This is a genomic window from uncultured Ruegeria sp. (genome assembly GCF_947497005.1).
In the GTDB taxonomy this organism is placed as follows: domain Bacteria; phylum Pseudomonadota; class Alphaproteobacteria; order Rhodobacterales; family Rhodobacteraceae; genus Ruegeria.
The window spans coordinates 28,297-50,626 of record NZ_CANMFF010000025.1; the positions used below are offsets into that span (position 1 = coordinate 28,297).

Consider the following 22,330-nt stretch of genomic DNA (forward strand, 5'->3'; position numbering starts at 1 on the left):
AGTCATTGGATTCGTGACCAGGCGAGGTGGTGATGGTTTTTCTATTGTCACATGAGTTTTGGTATTTTGGACTGATCGAAAGTAGCCTCAATACCAAATTCTTGGTAGAGTCTTTACAGGCTCGGGGAAATCCAACGATGAACACCAACACCAGCCCGTTAACACAGAAACTCTCGGCATTTGTTGCCTTGGCAGAGGCGGAACTGGCCGTTTTGGAACAATTGCACCAGCGGAGGAGAACCTTTGAGGCTGGCCGAGATCTTGTTCATCAGGGACAATCGGAACAGGCTGCCTATATCCTCGCCGCTGGCTGGGTTGTTTCATATAAGATTCAGCCTGACGGATCACGCCAAATCGTCGATTTCCAGATTCCAGGGGATTTCCTTGGGCTGCGCAGCGTTTTGTTGCACACGTCAGACCATGGCATTGAGCCGATTGTTGATATCGAAGCCGCCGAGGTTCTGGTGAGCGATCTTTTGCAAGCCTTCGCAGAGACACCTCGGCTGGCCACTGCAATTTTATGGGCCGTGTCACGCGACGAAGCGATGGTTGTCGAACATCTTGTCGGGCTTGGGCGGCGTGATGCGGATGCGCGCATGGCACATTTCCTACTGGAACTTGGAGTCAGGCTGTCGCTTGTGGGGATGGGCAGCAAGAAAGGCTATGCCTGCCCGCTCACACAGTACCATCTTGCCGATGCACTGGGATTGAGCGCCATTCACGTCAACCGCGTCCTGCGCAAACTCAGGGAGGACGAGTTGGTTACATGTCGGGATGGGTTTGTGACGTTCAATAACTATGAGGGTCTGGTTAAACTGGCGGATTTCGATCCAGCGTATCTGGATCAGAAACGGCCGCTTCTGGCCTGATTGGGCCCACAATCTGGTTTTGGACGATCCTGCTTACATCTCAAACGCGTGACGTTACATCAGCGCCCGACTGGCTTCCTTGAGTTCCTTGTGAGCCTCTTCGTCATTTTCTGCTTCGTGGGCACTTTCAGCGGCCTGATAGTGTTTCAATGCCGTCGCCTTTTTGGGGCCTTCTGGCGCTTTGTCCCAGGCGGCCTTAACGGAGGCCATGTGTTTGACGGTGTGGTTTTCCTGACTCTGGTCTTCATCATTCATTGGAATGTCCTTTCCTGGACGGTCCGAGAATAAGAAGCACGAGACTCATACAGCTCTTTTGGGGAGCTCCATGTTCCCCGCGCCCCTCAGATACTCAAAAAAATGCCAACCAAATACACAGCGGACACATGTTACCTAACGGGTTTCAGAGCGCCTTCGTACTGACGCAGGTTAGCCCGCTTGAGCCAGATAAAAGATCCGCGCAAACATCAGAGCGCCCATGAGTGCAATCAGCATCCAATAAATCGGGATCCTGGGGCCGTTATACTTTATTGTCTCTGGCAGTTTCGAAACGCGATGCGACACGCGCTTAGGTAACAAGGCCACCAACTTTGTCGCCACACTGCCGCTCGCATGATTAAGCGTGGGTACATCTCTGACTGTTGAAAGATGCGCTTTCAGCCGGGCATGCGCTGCATCTCGGCCCAGAAGTGTAAGCTCACGAGCCTCGGTCCAAGGCTCGAGCCCGAGACGCGCAAGGGCTGACAAAACCGTGACTGTTGCACCGGTTTTGTCTTCACCCACTTCTGCAAGCAGGAAAGGGTCGTAGTCGGAGCCATCCGGGCGAAGAACATCTGATACAGACATGATTTTTCCTTTCGGACTGGGGGAGCGGCGCTCGACAAAAATCGTTGGGACAAAGATACCGACCAACGCGTTGGATACCGCATTCAATATTGCTTGATTGCTGCAAGGCGCAAAGACTTGCATCTGCCTGGATGCGCCACCTTCTAGCCCCGATTGTCGGGAGTGAGGCTGTTGCACACATCCTGACAGTAAAGAACCTGATGGGTACTAACTTCGATCAGCATAAAGCCCGTGGGTTGGGAATAATATAGCCCTAAGTGCTGTGACTTGACGGGGCATCTGGACTGATGCGGCCGACCATGGTCGGTACCGGAAATCCAGCGATCAATTCAACGGAGGTATGGGATGCTCACGCGTTCGATCAGGTCAAAGGTGACGTTCACCAATGCCTTCAGGTTGGGAAACAGCGACATCGTGTTTCCGGCTGGCGCGTATGAAATTCTCTTCGAGGAGGAGTTGCTGCAAGGCGTCAGCTTTGAGGCTTACCGACGCACCGCGACCTACCTGATGGTCAGGGGTCGAGGGAGTCATGTCGGTCAAACAACGATGCACATGACAACACAAAAGGATCTGGAGCATGCCATTGCCTGCGACTAGGCCCACTGTGAAACAATTCAACATAGCGAAGCGGCGCTTTCTCCGCTGGAGGACTTGATATGACCAATCCTGAATGGCTGAAACCTGGTATGTATGGCGCGCTGCTCGGCGCGGTGTTTGTCGGCGTCGTTGGATTTTCTTGGGGCGGTTGGATGACTGGCGGAAGCGCGAACAAGTTGGCAAGCGAAATGGCGCGGGACCAGGTGATCGCGGCGCTCGTGCCAATTTGCCACGACATGTCCCGCACGGATAATCAGCGTTTAGCAAAGCTCGCAACGATCCAGGCTGCCACGTCGTACAAGCGACGCGACGCCGTGATGGATGCGGGTTGGGCAACCATGCCTGGTTCCGATTCCCCGAACCGCGATCTCGCTAAAGCGTGCATAGAAGGACTGAATCTTGATGCATCTTAGTATGATTGCGTCAATGCCGCCCTCGTCAATTCACACTGGTTTGCTACGGTAAGTGGGATGTTTGGATTGCAACTAGAAAGCGACCATGGAACCTGTTCGACCCTTGATGTTAGAAAGTGGGATACCGATGCAAGCAGTCTGAAATTTCCCTCAGGTACAATCTACCGCGGCGCAACAAGCGATCACACCGGCTCAGCCAAACCAACCGGGCCCGTCAGGCGCGAAATGAAAATAGGCATGAACTACAACGCTCTTATGGGGGCATAAACGCGCCGGATGTCGCGAGAATTCGACTATGCAAGGAAAACTTGCCAAAACTAACGGGGATAGCGAAGCCTGCCTAAATTTGAAGTTGTTGTAACTTCTCAAATAGCGCTCCGCGGTCCGATACCGAGCGTCATGTGCTGATTTGCTTGGCAACGCGCCGTAGTAAATCGGCCCTTCAAACCCCATATGCTGATAGGCTACGTGCGAATTTTCGGGTCTGACCGACGCACCGAGGTCTCAGTGGAAAATCCGAAATCGATTGGGATCAAGTCTTTCAATGACCTGGCTATTAGGTCTGCCGTCCTGCTGAACCGTCGAATAAGGAAACCGACAATCAGGGCGGCAAAGACCGGTTCAGCCAATCTCGAAAAACCCCGAGAGTCGCGCCGGAACGGGCTGGCGAGCCCTACCTGGCCCTTAATCGAAAGGACCACTGCAATGGATGACCAATTCAGCAAGACCATCGCAGTTTTCGACTGGCCATTCACAGTGCCCGGTTTTGCAGAAACGCTCCCCGCCGGCGAGTATGAAATCGAGACCGAACTCGCCTCGCCTCCGGATCACCAAGACCCTGAAGCTTGGAAGGCCTCAGTTGTTGTCCACCTGCATCCACGCATTTCCCATCCGGGATTAACCCGGAGCCTAACCGTTTCATTGATTGATCTCGACAATGCCCGCGCGAAGGACAAGCTTTCAGGAAGAGAGCTGTCTGATGTTTTTCTAGAAGAAATGCTGGCAGACCCAATGGTGCAGCTTGTGATGCAGGCCGACGGGGTATCCGAGGCCCAATTGCGCCATCTTTACTCGGGATCGCGGACAACGCGGGAGAATATCGATCTCGTTGACCAAAGTCCCAAAGACGAGACCCCGCAAGTTTTTTCGCAGGACAGCTCTGAAATTCAGAACGCCGAAAATGAAGGGATGCCATGCCAACAGGCCACTTCGCTTGTACCTGAATGAAGTGGAAGAAGCGAATGCCTGAGTCAATGGAAAGCGAGGAACTGATGCAAAAGAAGAAGGAATTCATCGTCTCGGACCCGCCAAAGCGTGCGCTTGCAGATGCGCCCAAGGAACGGTTTTGCTTGCGCTGCAAATCCTCTTTCTGGACCGAAGGTTTTGGCGAACGCATCTGTTCCCGCTGCAAGGCCACCTCTGCTTGGCGCGCGGCCGTGCCGGAAGGCGTCAGTCAAGGTCGCCGCTCTGGCGGCCGGTCGTGACAGATCCCTTGTTTGTTTTTAGGGCTGCCTGCCGTTGTTGTCCGAGATAATGCGAAAGCTCTCTGCGTCCGCGGTGCCGACCTATCACAACGCACGGATCTCGCCCGCGCAGCGAATGGCCGGTATGATGAAGCTGCGTTGCGGCGTGTCCTGACCCGATGAATGGCAGCTGTGGGCCGTCGTTAACCATCCTGGTCGAGCAAACCTGCCAGATGCTGGGCCGCTTCCGTCGTCCGAGGTGATCCACCGCAATCGCTTAATCAGGTCATCGTTCTCAAAAGATCGCAACAAAACCGAAAAACTTACAACGTATCGAGAGAAACTTTGACACGGTCCATAACAATAGAGGACGTGAACTTACTGACGTTTGACTCATCAAAGAAGAATTCTTGTGTAAAGGCCTCGTAGGCTTTGACGTCCTCAACGATCACGACCAGGATAAAATCAGCCTCGCCGGTTGTATAATAGCATTGCTGCACGCCCGGAGCGACCTTCATTTTTCGCTTGAATGAATCCAGGTGCAGTCGGCTTTCCCTTTCAAGCATGACCTGCACGATAACCGTCAATTCACGGCCCACCTTAGCCGGCGATAAGACCGCGATCTCGTTCTCGATCACACCGGTTTCCCGGAGTCGTTTTAGGCGTTTCTGCACTGCGGGAGGCGACAGTCCAATCTCATGTCCTATAGTGTCGGCTGTCAGCCGTGCATTTGATTGCACGAGGCGAAGAATCTCGAAATCTTTGTCGTCCATAGCTTGGTGTATGATGAAGATTCAGATTGTGACAACATATTTAGTCACGATTCTGGCAAATTTGACGAAATACATCACATTTGACCGATACACTGATGTGCATATTGAGGGCTTAACAAAAAATCGATGGCGCTCGGATAGCGAGGACGGACCCTCAAGACTGCGCAATGTGGCGTGGGAATGTCCATCATCGGCATGGAGGTGAATATGCCAACGAAGTTTACAACAACATTGATAGGAGCAAGCATCGCGCTTGTAAGCACAACAGTCGCTGCTTTTGCCGGCCCGCTACAGGATCGCATCGATGCGGGTGAAACGATCCGCATTGGCTTTGCGAATATCCCACTTTGGGGTTATCCGGATGAAGCTGGAAACGCAGATGGCTTTACCAATGACATCGCAATCGAAACGCTGGCGAAGATGGGTTTGACAAACGTCGAACCGGTTGTGACCGACTGGGGTGGGTTGATCCCCGGTCTGAAGGCCGAGCGTTTCGACCTGATCACCGGCGGCATGTATATCCTCAATTCACGATGCGAGAACGTGTCCTTTTCTGAACCAGTTGCGAAATCGGGCGACGGGGTTCTGGTTGCTGCAGGAAACCCAAAGAACATTCACAACTACTCTGACATTCTGGACGGCGGTCACATCATGGTGACCGGTGCAGGTTACAACACTGTTGAAGCGGCCAAGAAAGTTGGAATTGATGATGCCCACCTGATGCAGGTACCAGGCCCCACCGAAATGGTCGCGGCATTGAAAGCTGGTCGTGCAGACGCGGCGATTCTGACCTACTTCGAAGCATCCCACCTTGCCGATGATCACGAAGAGATCGAGCTTGGTGATGCCTCAAAGATGCCAGATTGGAGCATGAATTTTGCTGCGATCGGGTTCCGTCATGAAGATCAGGATTTCCTTGCCAAGTTCAATGAAGCACTGGCTGGTTACATCGGGACTGACGAGATGATGGCGAAAGTGGCCGATCATGAATACACCGAGAACCACCTGCCAGGCGACACTACCGCCGAATGGACCTGTGCAAACCGCTGAAGTCTCGGAAACAATCCATTGATTGCTGTGGCAGGCTGATCGGCCTGCCACACTCTTTGTACACCAGACAACTCGGGTGGCTTCATGAGCTTTTTTGAATTTGTCAGCGTTTATTGGCCGCGTTTGTTGACAGGAACCGGTATCACAGTTGCGCAATTTTTCCTGTCCGCCATTTTTGCCGTTCTCCTCTCTTTGGCGTTTGGCTTGATGAAGATGTCGAGCAACCGCGCTGTAAAGGGCTTTGCAGTCACCTACATTGAAATCTTCCGGGGTACTTCGCTTTTGGTCCAGCTGTACTGGATCTTCTTTGTCTTGCCTCTATTTGGTGTGACCCTTGAGAAGTTCACCGCTGGTTATGTAGCGATCGCCATGAACACCGGTGCATACGGCGCCGAATTGGTACGGGGCGGCATTTTGGCAGTACCAAAGGGCCAGTGGGAGGCGGCAACCGCGATAAACATGAGCCCGGCCAAACGCATGTGGAGGATCATTCTACCGCAGGCCTTGGTGAACATGTTGCCACCCTGGGGGAATTTGATGATCGAAGTTCTGAAAGGCACAGCTCTTGTGTCTCTGATCTCGGTCGCTGACCTGATGTTCCAGGCCAAGCAGATCAACGCAAGCACTTACCTCTCCGCTCAGATTTTCGGCACAGCATTGATCATTTATTACATCCTCGCCCGGTTCATGCTGACCCCTTTCATGCGCTGGCTGGAAGCGTTCATGTCACGCAAGCTCGGAAAGGCATAACCAATGTTTGACTGGCTTTTTACAGATGACTGGTTTCCGAAATTTGACTGGCGATGGGATTTTGCCTGGGAAATCCTGCCCCGGCTTCTTGAGGCTACGCTGAACACTCTGATTGCAGCGGCGGCCGGCTATCTGATCGCTCTGGTCGTTGGTCTGTTCCTGGCGCTTGCGCAGCGTACCAATTACCGCACGGTGACGTTTGCGGTACGCGAATTTGTCGAATTCGTGCGGTCGACACCGTTGTTGCTTCAGATCTTCTTCATTTTCTACGTCGGCCCTCAATTCGGCGTCACGCTCAGCCCTTGGGTTTCTGGAATGATCGCCATCGGGCTGCACTATTCGTGCTATCTTTCCGAAGTCTATCGCGGCGGCATTGAAAGCGTACCGAAAGGGCAATGGGAAGCTGCGACTGCACTGAATATGTCGACCCTGCAAACCTATAAACGCGTTGTGATCCCGCAAGCGATCCCTCCGGCCATTGCAGGTCTCGGCAACTATCTTGTCGGCATCTTCAAAGATACGCCGATGCTTTCAGTGATCGGGGTAGCAGAACTGATCCACACCGCAAATGCCATCGGTTCCGAGACCTGGCGCTATCTGGAGGCATATACAATGGTGGGAATCATCTTTTTGGTGCTTTCGCTGCCCGCCGCTGGTCTAATCCGCGCGTTCGAAGGTTTCGTGCGCCGCAAATTGGGAATGTAATATGGAAGACATGTCAGCTTTTCCGCTGGAGATCACCGGCGAAGATGTACCAATGGTAAGTTTCAGAAAAGTGCGAAAAGCCTATGGATCGCTGGTGGTGCTGGACAATCTGGATCTGGATGTGGCGGCCGGTGAGATGGTGACGATCATCGGACCTTCGGGATCAGGAAAAACCACCGTTCTACGCATGCTGATGACGCTTGAACAGATCAACGGCGGCGTAATCTATGTAGACGGCCAACCGCTTACCCATATGTCCAAAGGCGGAACTCTTGTACCCGCAAACCAACGGCACCTGCGCAAACGGCGCGCCGATATCGGCATGTGCTTTCAGCATTTCAATTTGTTCCCGCATATGACGGCACTGGAAAATTGCATGGAAGGTCCTGTGCAGGTTCTAGGTCTGCCCAAGGCCGAAGCGCGCGCTCGGTCCGAAGAACTGCTGGAACTGGTCGGCATGATCGACAAGAAAGACCAGCATCCCTCCCGCTTGTCAGGTGGTCAGCAACAGCGGGTCGCCATTGCCCGCGCGCTGGCGATGCGCCCCAAGGTGATGCTGTTTGACGAAGTCACTTCCGCGCTGGATCCAGAAGTGATCGGTGAGGTTACAAATGTCATCCGCAAGCTGGTGTCGGAACACAATCTGACCATGCTCATGGTGACCCACCAAATGGGCTTCGCCCGCGATATCTCGGATCGGGTGTGTTTTTTCTATGACGGCAAGATTGAGGAACAGGGTAAGCCTGCAGACCTGTTCGGCAATCCTAAGAGGGAGCGAACCCAGCAATTTCTGAGCGCCGTCAAAGAAGCAGTATAAGGAGCGGCCTGAATGTTCAAACCCGGAGATAAAGTCAGATCGAAAGATTGGAATCCGGTTCTGGATGCCGGACGGCACCATAGGGCCAGGCTTGGGTTTATCCTGATGTCCACCGATCTGGCCGCAGAGGCCGATTTTTTCGACATGGTTCCCGAAGGGGTGGCAGTACACATCACGCGTCTCAAGACCGAAGACTATACCACCAATGAAACCCTTGCCCGCCACATTGATCACATGGCCGAGGCCGCCGCACGCATTCAACCCGACCTGAAACCTGATGTTGTCAGCTATTCCTGTACCAGCGGATCGATTGTCATCGGTGAGAACCGGGTGATGGCCGAAATCAGCAAAGGCGCCCCCTGGGCACGGCCCATGTGTCTGGTGCAGGGAGTGCTGGACGCATTGAACGAACTGGGAGTGAAAAAACTGGTGGTAGGCACTCCCTATCTGGATGAAGTAAACACAGCCGAGGCCGAGTACCTTCTGGAAAAAGGGTATGAGGTTCTGGATATTCAAGGGCTCAATCTGGCGACCGGCACCGAGATGGGGCAGGTTACACCCGAGTTCTGGAAAAGATTTGCTATTGCCATCGACAGGCCCGACGCGGATGTGATTTTCCTGAGCTGCGGTGGCATTCGTTCGCTGGAAGTGGTGGCCGAGATTGAAGAGGCAGTCGGAAAACCGGTCATCACCTCAAATCAGGCACAATTCTGGAGTTGCCTCAGACGCGCCGGAATTACGGACGAGTTGGATGGGTTTGGTCAGATATTCTCGCGTAAAGGTATTTCGTTGTTGCCTGGCTGACAGTGCGGTGTGAGCCACGAACGTTGTCCGTTTTCCGAAACGCACGCCACTCTGGCATCAGTACTCCTCAGCCTTGTGACCAAAAAACACCTTTGTCACTTCTTCATGAACATCCCAAGTCACGCGGGTACCGTCACGAACGAACAATGTATCGCCAGGGCTCAACTCGCGAGATTCGCCGTCATCGTGGCGTGTGATACGACAGTGTCCGGACAGGATGGTCATCAACTCGTCACCCTGTTCGGTACATTCCACCGCACCAGCCGTACAGCGCCAGATACCAAACCGCGTCGTGTGACCTACCCCACCTAGATCAATCCGACCATAAGTTTTGGGTGCACCCTTCGTGATGCGATAGTCACTTTCAGGATTGTCGAAAGACCAGAGTTCCAGCTCACCGACATCGTCCCCAGGTTGATATTTAAACATCGTGTATCCTTCAGATAACAGGCAGGTCAGGCGATGCACGCGTCGTTAGCAGACGTCCGCCGGTGGGTGTTACAACGATGTTCTCTTCGTGGACCATCATCAATCCATCGCCATAGGACAACGACGGTTCCAGGGTCAGAACCATGTTTGCCTTCAGCTCGGTTGTATCAAATGCGGCATGTGATGGCTGCTCAGTCAACTGCATGCCAAGACCGTGTCCAAGCCGCCCGATATCACCACCGCTATCGTCCATCTCGGCAATCACATGTGACATGGCCCGGAACAAGTCGCGGCAGGTAGAGCCCGGTCGCGCCGCAACTATTCCAGCCTCGGTCGCACGCCATAACACATCATAGGCGCGTCGCGCGTCATCATCCGCCTGGCCAATCGCCCAATTCCGGTCGAAGTCACAAAAATATCCGTCCCAGGTGCAACCGGTGTCGATCATCAGAATATCGCCCGCCTGCAAAGGACGTTGGGATGGTGGCGAGATCACATCGGAATATCCACCGGGGGCCGCCCCGCCGACAACATAAGGCGCGTCGTCCGCCCCTTGCGCCAACGCTTCGCGGCGGAATTGGCGAAATACATGGTCGAGCGGCATACCCTCGGACATGATCTCGGGTACGCGGGCGAAACTGGCTGAACCGATGCCGCAGATATGGGCAAGCTTCTTAATTTCGGCCCCGGATTTAACCATGCGCAATCCCTGAACCAACCCCGTGGCATCGCCGATTTGTAATCCAGGCAGCCGCGCAATCAGGCGCTCCCAGTCTCCCAGTGGCATGCGCAACCCCGTCTCATGTCCTTTCATCACGCCTATCTTTTCGCGACGTGACGCATAAGGAGACAGCAGTTCTGTCAAAAGACTGATCCCGTCATCGTCGGGCGCTGGTGCGCTCCAGGTGCGGATGTCGTCAAGCCAGGAACGGCGCATCAACTCGGCACCGATCTCAGGAATTATGGCGATGGGCTTGCCTTCAGCCGGGACAAACAGAAACCAGGGCCGTGTTGGGCTTTGCCAAAACAATGTGTGAAAGCCACTGAAATAGCGCACGTCCGGTTCGCTCATCAGTAGCAGCCCTGCCAGACCTTGTTCCGCCATCAATATCTGCGCGCTTGCGGTACGCGCCTCAAACTCGGCATTGGGAAATCCGCGTTTCAACGTATCAGCCATTTCTCACCCTTTCATTCCCCGATGTCACCGCCTTAGACCTCTTGATTGACGAATGCCCGGGCGGAAAACTCAGCCAATTCGCCGCGCCACATCTGAAGACCGATACAAAACGGCACATCTTCGGTGTCACGGATTACTTGTTCCAGCTCAATTCCCGCATGGTTCTGGGGCAGGCCAAGCAGCTCTGATTCTTTAGCATTCATTCCGCGCATGCGGATCGTGATGTTACCGATCTGGGCACTTGTTGCGTAGTATTGTTCAAGCAATCTTGTCGTCGATTGCCGCAGATCATGGCCTAAAAGATCGGGGCATCGACTAGCAATGACATGTTCGGTTTCCACGAAGATCGCGTGCCCGCCCATCCGAAACAATCGTGTGTAGCCGAACAATCCCTCATCCGGCGAGATATCAAGCAACCGTGCCAATCGCGCATCGGCCGGACATGTCCAACTGGCGATCACTTCGATTTCAAGATCCGTGCCATCTGCTAGCGCATCAGCGGCAAAACTGATCTTGCGACTGATATCGTAAGTCAGCCGCGGCGGAGAGACGAAACGTCCACGCCTTTGTTCGCTATAAGCCAGCCCCTCCATTTCCAACGCCTCAAGCGCCCGTCGGGCCGTCATTCTGCTGACGCCGTGTTGTTCTGCGATCATGCGCTCGGACGGCAGGGCCGTGTGTTCCGGCAGGGTCCCGTCAACAATATTCTGGCGAAGTGCATCGACAATTTGCCTGAAACGTGGAGCAACAGGTGCGTCAGAGAGGTGTGGCTGGGTCAAGTGCAGTGCTTCTTTTGTAAGATTTTTCTTTGTGTAACACTGCCTCTGGTATATACCAAGAATTAATCTGGTATATACCAGATTCTTGGTTGGGAGGATTTCGAAAATGACACTGACGAAGGATCAGAAAGACCAGTTCTGGCGCGATGGAGTTTTGGTGGTCGAAGATGCTGTAACCGCAGATCAGCTAGCCGATCTGCGCCACGTATTTAAGCAATGGGTGGACGAAAGCCGCGCGCATCAGGACGATTATGGCGAAACACTGGACGGACGTCCGCGATTTGATCTGCAGCCCGGTCATACTGCTGAAGTACCGGGTCTGCGTCGGGTGCAGTCGCCCGAAGAAATCTCAGAGGTTTTTGCCGATACAATGCGCAACGCCAGAACCGTCGAACTTTGTGCCGAGCTGATCGGGCCGGGAATTCGGTTTCATCATGGCAAGGTCAACTCCAAGCTTCCGGGAACAGCAACCGAGGTTAAATGGCATCAGGATTTCCCGTTCGAGCCGATGACCAACCAAGACATGATTACGTGTCTTCTCTTCATCGATGACGTTACCTTAGAAAATGGTCCGCTGGAAGTGATCCCGGGATCACACAAAGGGCCCATCCATTCCCATTGGCATAATGGCACCTTTACCGGAGCAGTCGCCTCGGAAGTGATGGAGGGACGCGACGGCGAGATAGTCAAATGTACCGGCAAGGCAGGGTCGGTCTGCCTGATGCACGCCTGCCTGTTACACGGCTCGGCACCCAATCTGTCAGATCAGCCACGTACGCTGTACATTGCTACCTACTACGCTGAAGACGCAATCGAACTCAGCCCGAACCACCTGCCCAGCACATTGACGCATGAACTGGTCCGCGGTCAGGCCTCGGGGCGGGTGCGTTGCTCGTCTTATGAGATGGAGCTTCCTGAAGTCCCGGATGGCACATCGTTCTTCGCGCAGCAGGAAGCAACCGAGGTCGGGTAACGAACATGACAGAAGGACATGCCGCCAAAGACGGAACACATGATAGAACTCGGATTGAACGCTTGTCTTTCACCACCGATTCCGGTGCCGGGGATCGTGCGCGCCTGGGCCTTCTGGTCCTTGAATCTGATCAGACCATGGAGTCAGAGTTTCGTACGCTGACTGACCTGCCAGGCGTTTCCGTCTATCACGCACGACTTGCGAACGAAGTGACGGTTACGCCCGACACGCTAGCAAAAATGGAGCGGGAGTTGCCCGTAGCTGCCGGATTGCTGCCAAACTATCTGGGGCTGAAGGCTATCGGTTATGGCTGCACCTCGGGAGCGACGATCATCGGGGAAGACCGCGTAGCTGAAATCATTGCAAAGGCACATCCAGACATTCCGTCGACCAACCCGCTGACAGCGGCCAAGGCGGCGATAACCGCGCTCGGCGTCAAACGATTGGGCCTTCTGACCCCCTATTCACCAGACGTGACTGACGCGATGCAATCCCGGTTCGACGCGGTAGGCATTTCTGTACAAGTCGTGGGCTCGTTTTATGAGGAAAGCGATCTGATCGTCGGCAGGATCGATTCAGATTCGATCCTGCAGGGTGCGATCTCGGTGGGCTCTTCAGACAATGTGGACGGCGTTTTCATTTCGTGCACAAGTTTGCGTGCCGCCACTATTATCCCAGCCGCTGAACGTGCCCTGAACAAGCCCGTCACAGCGAGTAATCATGCCCTGGCCTGGCATCTTCTGCGCCTAGCCGGCATTCCCGATACTCTGAGAGGCGCAGGCTGCCTCTTCGAAGAACAACTTTCAAACGCTGTCTGATTCACAATCTGAAGTCGAGAAAACCATGCAAAAACAAATTCCTGACCACGCGCAGGTTGTCATCATTGGCGGCGGCATTCACGGCTGCTCTGTCGCCTATCATCTGGCTCGCGAAGGTTGGAAGGATGTCATTCTGCTGGAACGTAAACAGTTGACGTCGGGCACCACGTGGCATGCCGCCGGGTTGGTCGGGCAGTTGCAAGGCAGCCATTCGACTACGGCTTTTGCGAAATACGGCATAGAACTGTTGCAAGATATCGAGACCGAGACCGGTCAGAACCCTGGCTTCCGCCAGTCGGGTTCGATTTCCATCGCGGTGAATGATGAACGGATGGCCGAGTTAAAGCGCAAGGCAGACTTCGCCTCCCTCTTTGGGGTTGAGGCGCACTATGTCTCTACGCCTGAAATTGCCGAGCGCTGGCCCTTGATGAATGACGAGGGCGTGCTAGGCGGTATTTATATGCCATCCGATGGCTCGGCCAATCCAATCGATCTGACACAGGCACTGGCCAAGGGCGCACGGAAGCATGGGGCCACGATCCGAGAAAACGTTCTCGTCGAAGAAGTTCTGACAGAAGGTGGAAAAGTCACCGGGGTTCGGACTGACCAAGGCGAAATCCGGGCGGATGTGGTGGTCAACTGCGGTGGCATGTGGGCGCGTGAACTGGGGCAGCGAAATGGTGTCGGAGTACCTCTTCACGCCTGCGAACACTACTATCTGGTGACCGAGCCAATTCCGGACCTTCCTAGCGATTTGCCTGTTCTCCGGTCCTATTGTGATGGCACCTATTGGAAAGAAGACGCGGGCAAATTGTTGTTTGGCTTTGCTCACTTCCAAGCCAAGCCCTGGGCGGTCGATGGCATCCCGAACAGCTTCGAATTCGACAGCCTGCCTTTTGTCGAAGACGACGTGATGGAAGTGCTGGAACTGGCGATGAACCGCGTGCAGTTGGATTGTGGTATTCGCACATTCTTCAATGGCCCTGAAAGTTATTCCTATGATGGTCGGTTCACTTTGGGCGAAGCGCCAGATCTGAAAGGATATTTTATCCTGGCCGGCGTGAACTCGACAGGCATTCAATCGGGCTCGGGGGCCGGCAAGGCGCTGGCGGACTGGATTATGAAGGGTCACCCGCCGATGGATCTGTCCGAAATGGACCCTGCGCGGTGCGAAGAATTTCAAGCGCGTGATCCCTACTTGCGCGAACGCTGCCCCGAAACGCTTGTACTAACCTACGCAATGCACTGGCCGAACCGTCAGCGGGAAACCCTTCGCAACCTGAGAAAAACGCCCTTCCACCACGTGATGAAGGCCCATGGGGCCTGTTTCGGCGAGGTTCAGGGATGGGAGCGCCCGCTGTTTTTTGCGACCGAAGGATCGATACCAAAAATCAAATACAGCTTTGGACGCCAGAACTGGTTTGACTTTGCACAGGATGAACAAAAGGCAGTTCGGAACGCGGTTGGTATGATCGACTATTCCATGTTGGGCAAGCTGATGGTCGAAGGGCGTGATGCCGAAACTTTTCTGCAACGGATGTGCACCAACGATATGGTACTGCCCGTCGGTCGTGTGGCTTATACGTTGATGCTGAACGATCGCGGCGGCATCGAAAGCGATGTGACCGTGGCGCGCCATCGCGAAGACCGTTTCATGGTGATGAGTTCGATCTCTCACACTCGGCGTGATCGCGATTATCTGCGCGATCACGTCCAGCCCGAAGAAGACGTTCGTCTGCGCGATGCCACCACATCCTACGGCGTGCTGGCCATTTGCGGACCAAAGGCGCGCGATCTACTGGCCGCCGTCAGTGACATCGACACTTCCAACGCAGCCTTCCCCTTCAACAGTCTTCAACGTTTCTACATCGGTCACGCCGAGGTCTTTGCCCAACGCCTGTCCTATACGGGTGAACTGGGGTGGGAGATTTTCGTCACTCCGGACTTGGCCGAGCATGTTTTTGACGTTCTAGCTGAGGCAGGGCGCCCCCTTGGCCTGAAGCTGATTGGGGGCGAGGCGTTGAACGCGTTGAGGCTCGAAAAAGGATTTATCCATTGGGGCCACGAAATGGCCTATACCGAGGCGCCGCATCAATTGGGGCTCGACTTTGCTTGCAAGCCGAAAAAGCCGGTGCCGTTCATCGGCCGCAATGCGTATCTGGCGCGCAAGGCAGAAGGTCGGGGGCCGTTCCTGTGTGCGATCAAACTCTGCGACCCCGGTCCACTATTGCACCATAACGAGCCTGTGCTGCGCGATGGTGAGGTTGCCGGATATGTGACCGGCGGCGCATATAGTGCCACGGCGGGAGCCTCTGTAGGTTTGTGTCTGGTTTCACCGCCCGAAGGCGAATCCACACGGGCAAGTGTTCCGGCCGGGCGCTGGACCGTAATGATCGAAGGCCATGAGGTTGCAGCCCAAGTCAGCCTGACACCATTTTTTGATCCAAATAACACTCGCATGCTTAGTTGATCAAATTCGCCCGGGTACAGGAGTTTTTGTGATCATTTTCGTAACGATAGTCCCGGTCTTTGCGAAAGACCCTCTCCCTTCGCCGCTATCCTTTTACGGAAGAATTGACGGAGGGACCAAAAATGACGCCTGGGCTGGAAACCGCAATTGTTGATCAGGACGCCTATGACCGCAACGTTGACCGATTACACGCGGCCGGCGTTACCCTACCACGCATCTCGGAACTGGCAGATCCCGTTGCCGCGCTGTCGAGTAGGATGGACAGCATCGGTAATGCCGACCCGGACGTTGCCGATCCGCGTAACCTGTTTCGCGTCCATTGGCACAATGCCCGAGACCGCAAAGGTCTTGCCGACGTTCCAGAGCACATCGTTTTGGGCGAAAACGTCACTGGTGTGAAAGCCAAAATCGTCGTCGCCCTGGGCGACCGGTTTCCGATGATCGACTGCCACAAGGTTCTTGCCGCCTATGGTTGTCTGATCCCTCGTCTTATGTCCGGTGTGTTTGATGCAACACGTCATCGCGCTGTGTGGCCGTCGACCGGCAATTATTGCCGCGGTGGTGTCGCGATTTCAAATCTTTTGGGCTGTCGCTCAGTCGCTGTCCTACCCGAAGGCATGAGCCGCGAGCGCTTCGACTGGCTGAACCGCTGGCTTTCTGATCCGAACGATATTTTCCGAACGCCGGGGACTGAAAGCAACGTCAAGGAAATCTATGATGCCTGCCATCAGCTAGCCAAAAGTCCGGAAAACCTGATCCTCAACCAGTTTGCAGAATACGGCAATTACATCATCCACCGCGCTGTTACAGGTCCCGCGATGGAACGGATCTTTAATCACCTGAATGCTTCGGGCAATCTAAAGGCGCGCGCCTTTGTTTCGGCCACTGGTTCCGCCGGCACGATTGCTGCGGGTGACCATCTGAAAGCATCTTTGGGTGCACAAATCGGCGCGATCGAAGCCCTGGAATGCCCAACGCTGTTGTACAACGGCTACGGTGAACACAATATTCAGGGCATTGGCGACAAACATGTGCCGCTGATTCACAACGTGATGAATGCGGATTTTGTAATTGGGGTATCCGATCAAGCCTCGGACGGCATGAACCTTGTGGCCAACACCACTGTTGGGCGCGACTATCTTGCAACCCATCGTGGGCTGACACAGGAAGATATCACCAGCCTGTCGCATTTCGGGCTCTCGGCACTGGCCAATATCACCGGGGCTATCAAATACGCCAAGTACATGGACCTGGGCGCAGAAGACGTCGTGATGACGGTCGCTACAGACGGCGCGGCCATGTACGAAACCGAGTTACAGATTGCTGAAAAGAAACTTGGCTCAACCGGGCTCGACAAGGTGAAGGCTGCCGAGATTTTCGGCCGATCAGTGTTGGGTGCAACAACAGATAACATGATCGAATTGACACGTCCTGATCGTGAACGCATCTTCAACCTGGGCTACTATACCTGGGTCGAGCAACAGGGGACCTCTCTGGAAGATTTTGACCGTCGCAGAGACCAGTCATTCTGGGATGGACTGCTGGAGCTGGTGCCGGTTTGGGATGGGATGATCGAACGCTTCAATGCAGCATGAGCCATGGTTGATCGCACGCATTTACCTCTGACCGCGACCCATTGGGGCGTCTACCGTGCCGAAGTGTGCGACGGGGAACTAAAGGCGCTGCACCCGTTCGAGCATGACCCCGATCCTTCTCCCATCGGGCAAGGATATCTGGATGCAGTTGACGGACCTTTGCGGATCAAGACACCGATGGTGCGCAAAGCTTGGCTTGAAAGCCAACGTGGCGATGCCCAGAAACGCAACGGCAACGATGAGTTTGTCAGCATCACCTGGGATGAGGCCGAAAAGCTGGCGGCTGCCGAGTTGAACAGGGTTCGTCAGACCCACGGCAACCAATCAATCTACGGGGGTTCCTACGGTTGGGCCTCCGCCGGGCGGTTTCACCATGCACAAAGTCAACTCCACCGATTCCTTAATTGCATAGGCGGGTACACAAGGTCGGTTAACTCTTATTCTCTGGCCGCTGGTGAAGTGATACTAACGCATACCCTTGGCGATGCTGCGCCTTTCATTCATGCGCCGCAGCCTTGGCAAGCTATTGCGGGAAATGCCGAACTGGTTGTTTCTTTTGGCGGCATTCCCGTACGCAACAGCCAGATCAGCGCCGGCGGCACCGGCTACCACCGCACAAATGAGGGGCTGAGGCAGGCCAGGGATGCCGGTGTATCCTTCGTCAACCTGTCGCCGATTCAAAGCGACATGTCGGAGGATCTGAACCCGGAGTGGCTGCCGACTCGCCCCGGCAGCGATGTGGCAATCATGTTGGGACTGGCCCACGAAATTCAACGCAACGACTGGCACGATAAGGAATTTCTGAGTCGCTATACCCACGGTTATGATCTGTTCGCGGCATATCTGACCGGCGAGACAGATGGTATCGCCAAAACAGCCGAGTGGGCAGCCAATATCTCGGGCATTCCTATAGAACGAATACAGAGTCTTGCCAAACAAATGGCGAAGTCACGCACGATGATTTCCGTCAGCTGGGCTTTGACACGCCAAGAGAATGGTGAACAACCGTTCTGGATGGCGACGACTCTGGCCGCTATGCTTGGCCAAATCGGATTGCCGGGACGAGGTGTTGCCTACGGCTACGGCGCAGCAAATTCAGTAGGGATTGAGCGTCATCGCGTGCGCTACGCATCGCTTCCGCAGTTGAAAAACCCAGTGGACACATTCATTCCCGTCGCCCGGATTTCCGACATGTTGCTAAATCCAGGCACCGAATACCGTTTCAATGGTGAAGTGCATCAATATCCCAATATTCGCCTGGTGTATTGGGCAGGAGGCAATCCGTTTCATCACCATCAAGATCTGACACGATTGTCGGCAGCCTGGCAGAAACCAGAGACTATAATCGTCCAGGATTACTGCTGGAATGCCCTTGCTAAACGTGCCGATATCGTACTGCCCTGTACCACCCCGCTGGAACGTGACGATATCATGATCACACCACGGGATCGTTTTATCGTCGCGATGAAGGCGGTAATCCTCCCTGTTGGGCAGGCCCGCAATGACCACGACATCCTGCGTGGCATCGGCCGGGTGCTGGGCGTTGAAGACGCGTTCACAGCAAACCGAGATGCGACCAGTTGGTTGGAATGGATCTATGAGGAAAGCCGCGCCCAAGCTGCGCGTGGCGGCGTGAACTTACCGGATTATGAAAGCTTTAAATTAGCAGGTTGGCACGAGACCGAAATGCCCACAGATCCGTCGGATGCCTTCACGGATTTCCGAAACGATCCGGGTTCCAACCCCTTGCGGACACCCAGCGGCAAGATCGAGATCACATCAAAGACGATCGAATCCTTTGCGGATTCAAAGATTCGACCACATCCAGCCTGGTACGAACCGGTCGAATGGCTTGGGCAAGCTACGGGCCACTTCCCGTTCCACCTGATATCCAGCCAACCGGCCGACAAGCTGCATTCTCAACTTGACCATGGTCGTGTCAGCCGTTCCGCCAAGGTTAACGGGCGAACCCCCCTTAGAATTCGTCCAGACGATGCCGCCAAAGTTGGCGTATCTTCGGGCGATTGTGCACGAGTCTACAATGACCGTGGTGCCTGCTTGGTTACAGTCATAGCCGATTCCGATCTGATGCCAGGTGTTCTTCAGATGAGTACCGGTGCTTGGTTGGACGCAGTCCAACAAGACGACGGCACACTTATGTGCCGCCACGGCAATCCGAACACCGTCACACAAGATCGTGGCACTTCTGAACTAGCTCAAGGACCTGTTGCACATTCCTGCCTGGTAGCAGTCGAACCTGTCGACACTGATGAAACGAAAGCTGCTTTCTCAGCGCCTGAGATCCGAACCCGCAAATGAACGGCACTAAATGTGTGAGCGGGAACAACAGAAAGTATCGGAATCTGCGTCCCTGGCGTTCCTGAGGTTCGAACCAAAGCAGCTAATTCTAAATAGTCGTGCCTGTTGGTGCGGCGGATGCAACGGGGAAATGGGTCCTGATTTTGCCGCACGCTTTGTTCCCCTTAACTACCCGGAAATGCTTGCCTTCTATTGAGATGTGTTGAAGCTTGATATCTCCTTTGAGCAAGGTGAGTTCGCCAATTTCGTCTCGACACCAACAAACCTTGGTTTAGTCAACTGATCCGACATGTTGGAAATTCTCGGAGACAGAGGTTTTGACGGCACTCGAACAGGTTCCGGTGTCGGGTTGGGATTCTACTTTGATACTGACGTACATGTGGATGAAGCATATACAGCGATCGTGGATAGGGGCGCTCGGGTTGTATCAGAACCAACCAAGATGCCGTGGGGTGAGTACATCGGGTTCTTTGCAGGCCCGAATGGCAACGTTCATGAATTTGTCTCACGGGAAAAACAGTAACTTCACTAACGGCTTAGGTTGAACTTGACCGTGTTGCATGGATCAGAATTGAGGCGAATTTGCCCCATACCCCATCACTTCAGAAGACACGTTCATACGCCGCACGACCGAAACCAGTCATGCGGTTGAGCGCCTTTGATGCTATTTTCACCTCAGCTATTTGATTGTCGAAATCACGCGCTTGCAGGCGATCGCCGATGACCTGTTTCCATCTGCCGATCTGGGCTTCAATCCGCGATCTCTCGTTGTATCCCGTCTTCGTTTGCCAGCTCATTCTGCCATGTTGAGCGATGGCATCGATGTGGTGATTGCGCTGTGCATTCTCGCCGTGAGCTGCGTTCTTCGGCGGAGGGATAATGACATCAATCCCGCGCCCGAACTTTCCAATCAGGCAGTCTGTCACGCCCTGGCCATCATAGGCACCATCCGCCAGAAACCGGCTCACATAATCATCAATGTCAGTGAGCAAAGCTGGCAGCGCCGTTTCATCGCCCACATGCTCCGTGGTCACCTTCGAGGCAACGACATCGCCAGTTTCCGGGTCGAGTCCGATGTGGAGCTTACGCCATGTTTTGCGGGCTTTCTTGGTGCCGTGTTTTTCTTCATGCCAGCCGTTGCCGCCATGCACTTTCAGTCCCGTGCTGTCCACGATGAGGGTGATAGACTTGTCTGAAACGCTCCGGTTTGGGGTGATCTTCAACCTCTTACCGCGCCGCGACAAAGTCGAGTAATCCGGCACCACGAGGTCCATGCCCATCAGCCTGGCAATCGACCGCACGAAGCCCTGAGTTTGCCTGAGCGGAAGTCGAAACACGACCCGCAGAGTGAGACAGATCTCGATTGCCAGATCGGAGTAACGCGACTGACCACCGCGCGTTTTGCGACGTGGCGATGTCCAGTTCTGCACCACATCATCAGAAACCCAGATCGTCACATCGCCTCGACGCCGCAGACTTTCATTGTATTCCGAGCAGTTCGTGACCCGGTACTTAGCTTTGGGAAACTTGTCGCGACGGGCATCATTGAATTTGTGGGGCATCGACCGTTGCTCACGTCACAGAAAACGCTGAGAATACTTTGAGCGACCGATCCCTGCAACACAGTCGCCCGGAGCCAGAACAATCTGGTTCCGAGGCATTAGCCGAGGGCATTGAAATCTCGCCATCGGCGTTACAGGACAGAATTTTTTCTTCAATTTGATCTTGTATATGGCACCCGAAACTGGCTTCCGGTTCACCCGAAATTTCACCGAGTTTTTCGACATGATCTTCGATCCGCTTCCAAAGGTCGTGAGCCGCCTGAACATGTGATCTAAGCCCATCCAACGTCATATATTTCAGCTTGTCTGCGCGCGGCCAGGACCGAAACGCGTCCACCATCTCATCGAAGCCTTCACGAGGGCAGGGGAGTAAGACAAGTACGGCCAGGCTATGTTTCACATATCTGCAAAGCCTTGATCGATCCCCGCGCAACTCATCATGCTCTTTCTTCTCAGCCTTGCTTTGCACGTCCGCGTCGAGCATCTCGGGAATAAGGTTCAGGGCCGGGGTCAGGAACAGGCCAAGCCCCTTGCGCTTGCATCGCGCGCCATTTGCGCCAAGCCTGCGTTCGATCAGGCCAAGCTTTTCTAGCTGGCGTTCATGGTTGTGAATTGTCCGATCTGTTACGCCACGCCCGGCGATCAGCGTTTCCTGACGGGCGTAGCAGAAGGGTTCCTGAGACGGGTCTCGAAATGCACTTGGTGAGATCATGTCGACGATGATCTCAAAGGTGCGAATACACTGGGCTGATGCGCCTCTGATCTGGGCGTAGCACACACAAAGCTGCCGAAACCGGTCACGGTTCCAGCCCTCGGGAAGGCCGTTGTGGAAGCGCATTTTTTGGTGATTTCGGGCGGATGAGATGTGCCGAAAGCTCATGGTTTCGACCTCACTTGGCAAAGGCAAGAGTTGTTATCGCAGCTTCGCGGGGCGGAACATTCGAAATGGTTCATCAGTTTCATGGTGTGCTTCTCATTGGGGAAGCAAGGCGCGTCGAACCTCAGCAATAGACAAAGAAAATCCATTCGCACGAATGCGTTTATCCTGGCTTTGTCGCATTCTTTTCGGAAGTATGAATGCTCGTAAGAAATTGCTGTGTTTAGACTGCGAGTTCTGCGAATTG

At 54.3% G+C, this 22,330-nt stretch carries 24 protein-coding genes; 16 read left to right on the forward strand and 8 right to left on the reverse strand.

Annotation, left to right across the window (positions count from 1 at the left end; translation table 11 throughout):
• Nucleotides 1-137 precede the first annotated feature (137 nt).
• Nucleotides 138-869, forward strand: a complete 732-nt coding sequence (locus Q0816_RS23080; protein ID WP_298855056.1) for a Crp/Fnr family transcriptional regulator — start codon at nt 138-140, stop codon at nt 867-869.
• A gap of 54 nt (nt 870-923) precedes the next feature.
• Here the strand turns inward: Q0816_RS23080 and Q0816_RS23085 are convergent, their stop codons facing one another.
• Complete coding sequence (locus Q0816_RS23085; RefSeq protein ID WP_113789405.1) at nt 924-1,124, reverse strand: hypothetical protein; 201 nt, start codon at nt 1,122-1,124, stop codon at nt 924-926.
• A 171-nt stretch (nt 1,125-1,295) separates the two neighbouring features.
• Complete coding sequence (locus Q0816_RS23090) at nt 1,296-1,712, reverse strand: hypothetical protein (protein WP_298855066.1); 417 nt, start codon at nt 1,710-1,712, stop codon at nt 1,296-1,298.
• Nucleotides 1,713-2,057: 345 nt separating this feature from the next.
• Between Q0816_RS23090 and Q0816_RS23095 the strand changes: the two genes are divergently transcribed.
• From Q0816_RS23095 to Q0816_RS23110, 4 genes are all read left to right on the forward strand, one after another.
• Nucleotides 2,058-2,309 (forward strand): hypothetical protein, encoded by a 252-nt coding sequence (locus tag Q0816_RS23095; RefSeq protein WP_282121187.1) that lies wholly within the window; start codon nt 2,058-2,060, stop codon nt 2,307-2,309.
• A 59-nt stretch (nt 2,310-2,368) separates the two neighbouring features.
• Nucleotides 2,369-2,722, forward strand: coding sequence for a hypothetical protein (locus Q0816_RS23100; RefSeq protein WP_176865328.1), 354 nt, complete (start codon nt 2,369-2,371; stop codon nt 2,720-2,722).
• Nucleotides 2,723-3,478: 756 nt separating this feature from the next.
• Nucleotides 3,479-3,949, forward strand: coding sequence for a hypothetical protein (locus Q0816_RS23105; protein ID WP_298855084.1), 471 nt, complete (start codon nt 3,479-3,481; stop codon nt 3,947-3,949).
• A 14-nt stretch (nt 3,950-3,963) separates the two neighbouring features.
• Entirely contained in the window at nt 3,964-4,206 is a 243-nt protein-coding gene (locus Q0816_RS23110) for a hypothetical protein (protein WP_298855087.1), read from the forward strand.
• 302 nt (nt 4,207-4,508) lie between these two features.
• Here the strand turns inward: Q0816_RS23110 and Q0816_RS23115 are convergent, their stop codons facing one another.
• Nucleotides 4,509-4,958 carry an Lrp/AsnC family transcriptional regulator gene (locus Q0816_RS23115; protein WP_298855091.1) on the reverse strand — a complete coding sequence of 150 codons (450 nt, stop codon included), beginning with the start codon at nt 4,956-4,958 and terminating at the stop codon, nt 4,509-4,511.
• Between the two features lie 207 nt (nt 4,959-5,165).
• On the opposite strand from Q0816_RS23115, the gene Q0816_RS23120 reads away from it, so the two are divergent.
• The 5 genes from Q0816_RS23120 (at nt 5,166) to Q0816_RS23140 (ending at nt 9,084) form a co-directional block, all read left to right on the forward strand.
• Complete coding sequence (locus Q0816_RS23120) at nt 5,166-6,008, forward strand: transporter substrate-binding domain-containing protein (protein ID WP_298855094.1); 843 nt, start codon at nt 5,166-5,168, stop codon at nt 6,006-6,008.
• 84 nt (nt 6,009-6,092) lie between these two features.
• The gene (gene ehuC / locus Q0816_RS23125; RefSeq protein ID WP_298855097.1) at nt 6,093-6,758 is read left to right on the forward strand and encodes an ectoine/hydroxyectoine ABC transporter permease subunit EhuC; all 666 of its coding nucleotides are present in this window, start codon (nt 6,093-6,095) and stop codon (nt 6,756-6,758) included.
• A gap of 3 nt (nt 6,759-6,761) precedes the next feature.
• Complete coding sequence (ehuD, locus tag Q0816_RS23130; RefSeq protein ID WP_298855100.1) at nt 6,762-7,463, forward strand: ectoine/hydroxyectoine ABC transporter permease subunit EhuD; 702 nt, start codon at nt 6,762-6,764, stop codon at nt 7,461-7,463.
• Nucleotide 7,464: 1 nt separating this feature from the next.
• On the forward strand, nt 7,465-8,280 hold the full coding sequence (gene ehuA, locus Q0816_RS23135) for an ectoine/hydroxyectoine ABC transporter ATP-binding protein EhuA (RefSeq protein ID WP_298855103.1): 816 nt from the start codon (nt 7,465-7,467) through the stop codon (nt 8,278-8,280).
• A 12-nt stretch (nt 8,281-8,292) separates the two neighbouring features.
• Nucleotides 8,293-9,084, forward strand: a complete 792-nt coding sequence (locus Q0816_RS23140; protein ID WP_298855105.1) for an arylmalonate decarboxylase — start codon at nt 8,293-8,295, stop codon at nt 9,082-9,084.
• Between the two features lie 57 nt (nt 9,085-9,141).
• On the opposite strand, the gene Q0816_RS23145 is transcribed toward Q0816_RS23140, so the two are convergent.
• Genes Q0816_RS23145 through Q0816_RS23155 form a run of 3 tightly spaced genes read right to left on the reverse strand, consistent with a single transcriptional unit; the run spans nt 9,142 to nt 11,469 of the window.
• Nucleotides 9,142-9,513, reverse strand: a complete 372-nt coding sequence (locus Q0816_RS23145) for a cupin domain-containing protein (protein WP_298855106.1) — start codon at nt 9,511-9,513, stop codon at nt 9,142-9,144.
• A 10-nt stretch (nt 9,514-9,523) separates the two neighbouring features.
• Entirely contained in the window at nt 9,524-10,690 is a 1,167-nt protein-coding gene (locus Q0816_RS23150) for a Xaa-Pro peptidase family protein (protein ID WP_298855109.1), read from the reverse strand.
• Nucleotides 10,691-10,722: 32 nt separating this feature from the next.
• Entirely contained in the window at nt 10,723-11,469 is a 747-nt protein-coding gene (locus tag Q0816_RS23155; RefSeq protein ID WP_298855111.1) for a GntR family transcriptional regulator, read from the reverse strand.
• 106 nt (nt 11,470-11,575) lie between these two features.
• Between Q0816_RS23155 and Q0816_RS23160 the strand changes: the two genes are divergently transcribed.
• The 6 genes from Q0816_RS23160 (at nt 11,576) to Q0816_RS23185 (ending at nt 20,167) form a co-directional block, all read left to right on the forward strand.
• Nucleotides 11,576-12,442 carry a phytanoyl-CoA dioxygenase family protein gene (locus Q0816_RS23160; RefSeq protein ID WP_298855114.1) on the forward strand — a complete coding sequence of 289 codons (867 nt, stop codon included), beginning with the start codon at nt 11,576-11,578 and terminating at the stop codon, nt 12,440-12,442.
• Between the two features lie 5 nt (nt 12,443-12,447).
• Nucleotides 12,448-13,260, forward strand: a complete 813-nt coding sequence (locus Q0816_RS23165) for an Asp/Glu racemase (protein WP_298855117.1) — start codon at nt 12,448-12,450, stop codon at nt 13,258-13,260.
• A gap of 25 nt (nt 13,261-13,285) precedes the next feature.
• Nucleotides 13,286-15,730 (forward strand): FAD-dependent oxidoreductase, encoded by a 2,445-nt coding sequence (locus tag Q0816_RS23170; RefSeq protein ID WP_298855120.1) that lies wholly within the window; start codon nt 13,286-13,288, stop codon nt 15,728-15,730.
• A gap of 122 nt (nt 15,731-15,852) precedes the next feature.
• Nucleotides 15,853-17,325 (forward strand): pyridoxal-5'-phosphate-dependent protein subunit beta, encoded by a 1,473-nt coding sequence (locus tag Q0816_RS23175; protein ID WP_298855123.1) that lies wholly within the window; start codon nt 15,853-15,855, stop codon nt 17,323-17,325.
• Nucleotides 17,326-17,328: 3 nt separating this feature from the next.
• Nucleotides 17,329-19,644, forward strand: a complete 2,316-nt coding sequence (locus Q0816_RS23180; protein WP_298855126.1) for a molybdopterin-dependent oxidoreductase — start codon at nt 17,329-17,331, stop codon at nt 19,642-19,644.
• 289 nt (nt 19,645-19,933) lie between these two features.
• Entirely contained in the window at nt 19,934-20,167 is a 234-nt protein-coding gene (locus tag Q0816_RS23185) for a VOC family protein (RefSeq protein ID WP_298855129.1), read from the forward strand.
• 79 nt (nt 20,168-20,246) lie between these two features.
• On the opposite strand, the gene Q0816_RS23190 is transcribed toward Q0816_RS23185, so the two are convergent.
• Nucleotides 20,247-21,206: an IS5 family transposase gene (locus Q0816_RS23190; protein ID WP_298855132.1), complete on the reverse strand. Its 960-nt coding sequence runs from the start codon at nt 21,204-21,206 to the stop codon at nt 20,247-20,249.
• A 10-nt stretch (nt 21,207-21,216) separates the two neighbouring features.
• Nucleotides 21,217-22,086 (reverse strand): helix-turn-helix domain-containing protein, encoded by an 870-nt coding sequence (locus tag Q0816_RS23195; RefSeq protein ID WP_298855135.1) that lies wholly within the window; start codon nt 22,084-22,086, stop codon nt 21,217-21,219.
• Nucleotides 22,087-22,330: the final 244 nt, after the last annotated feature.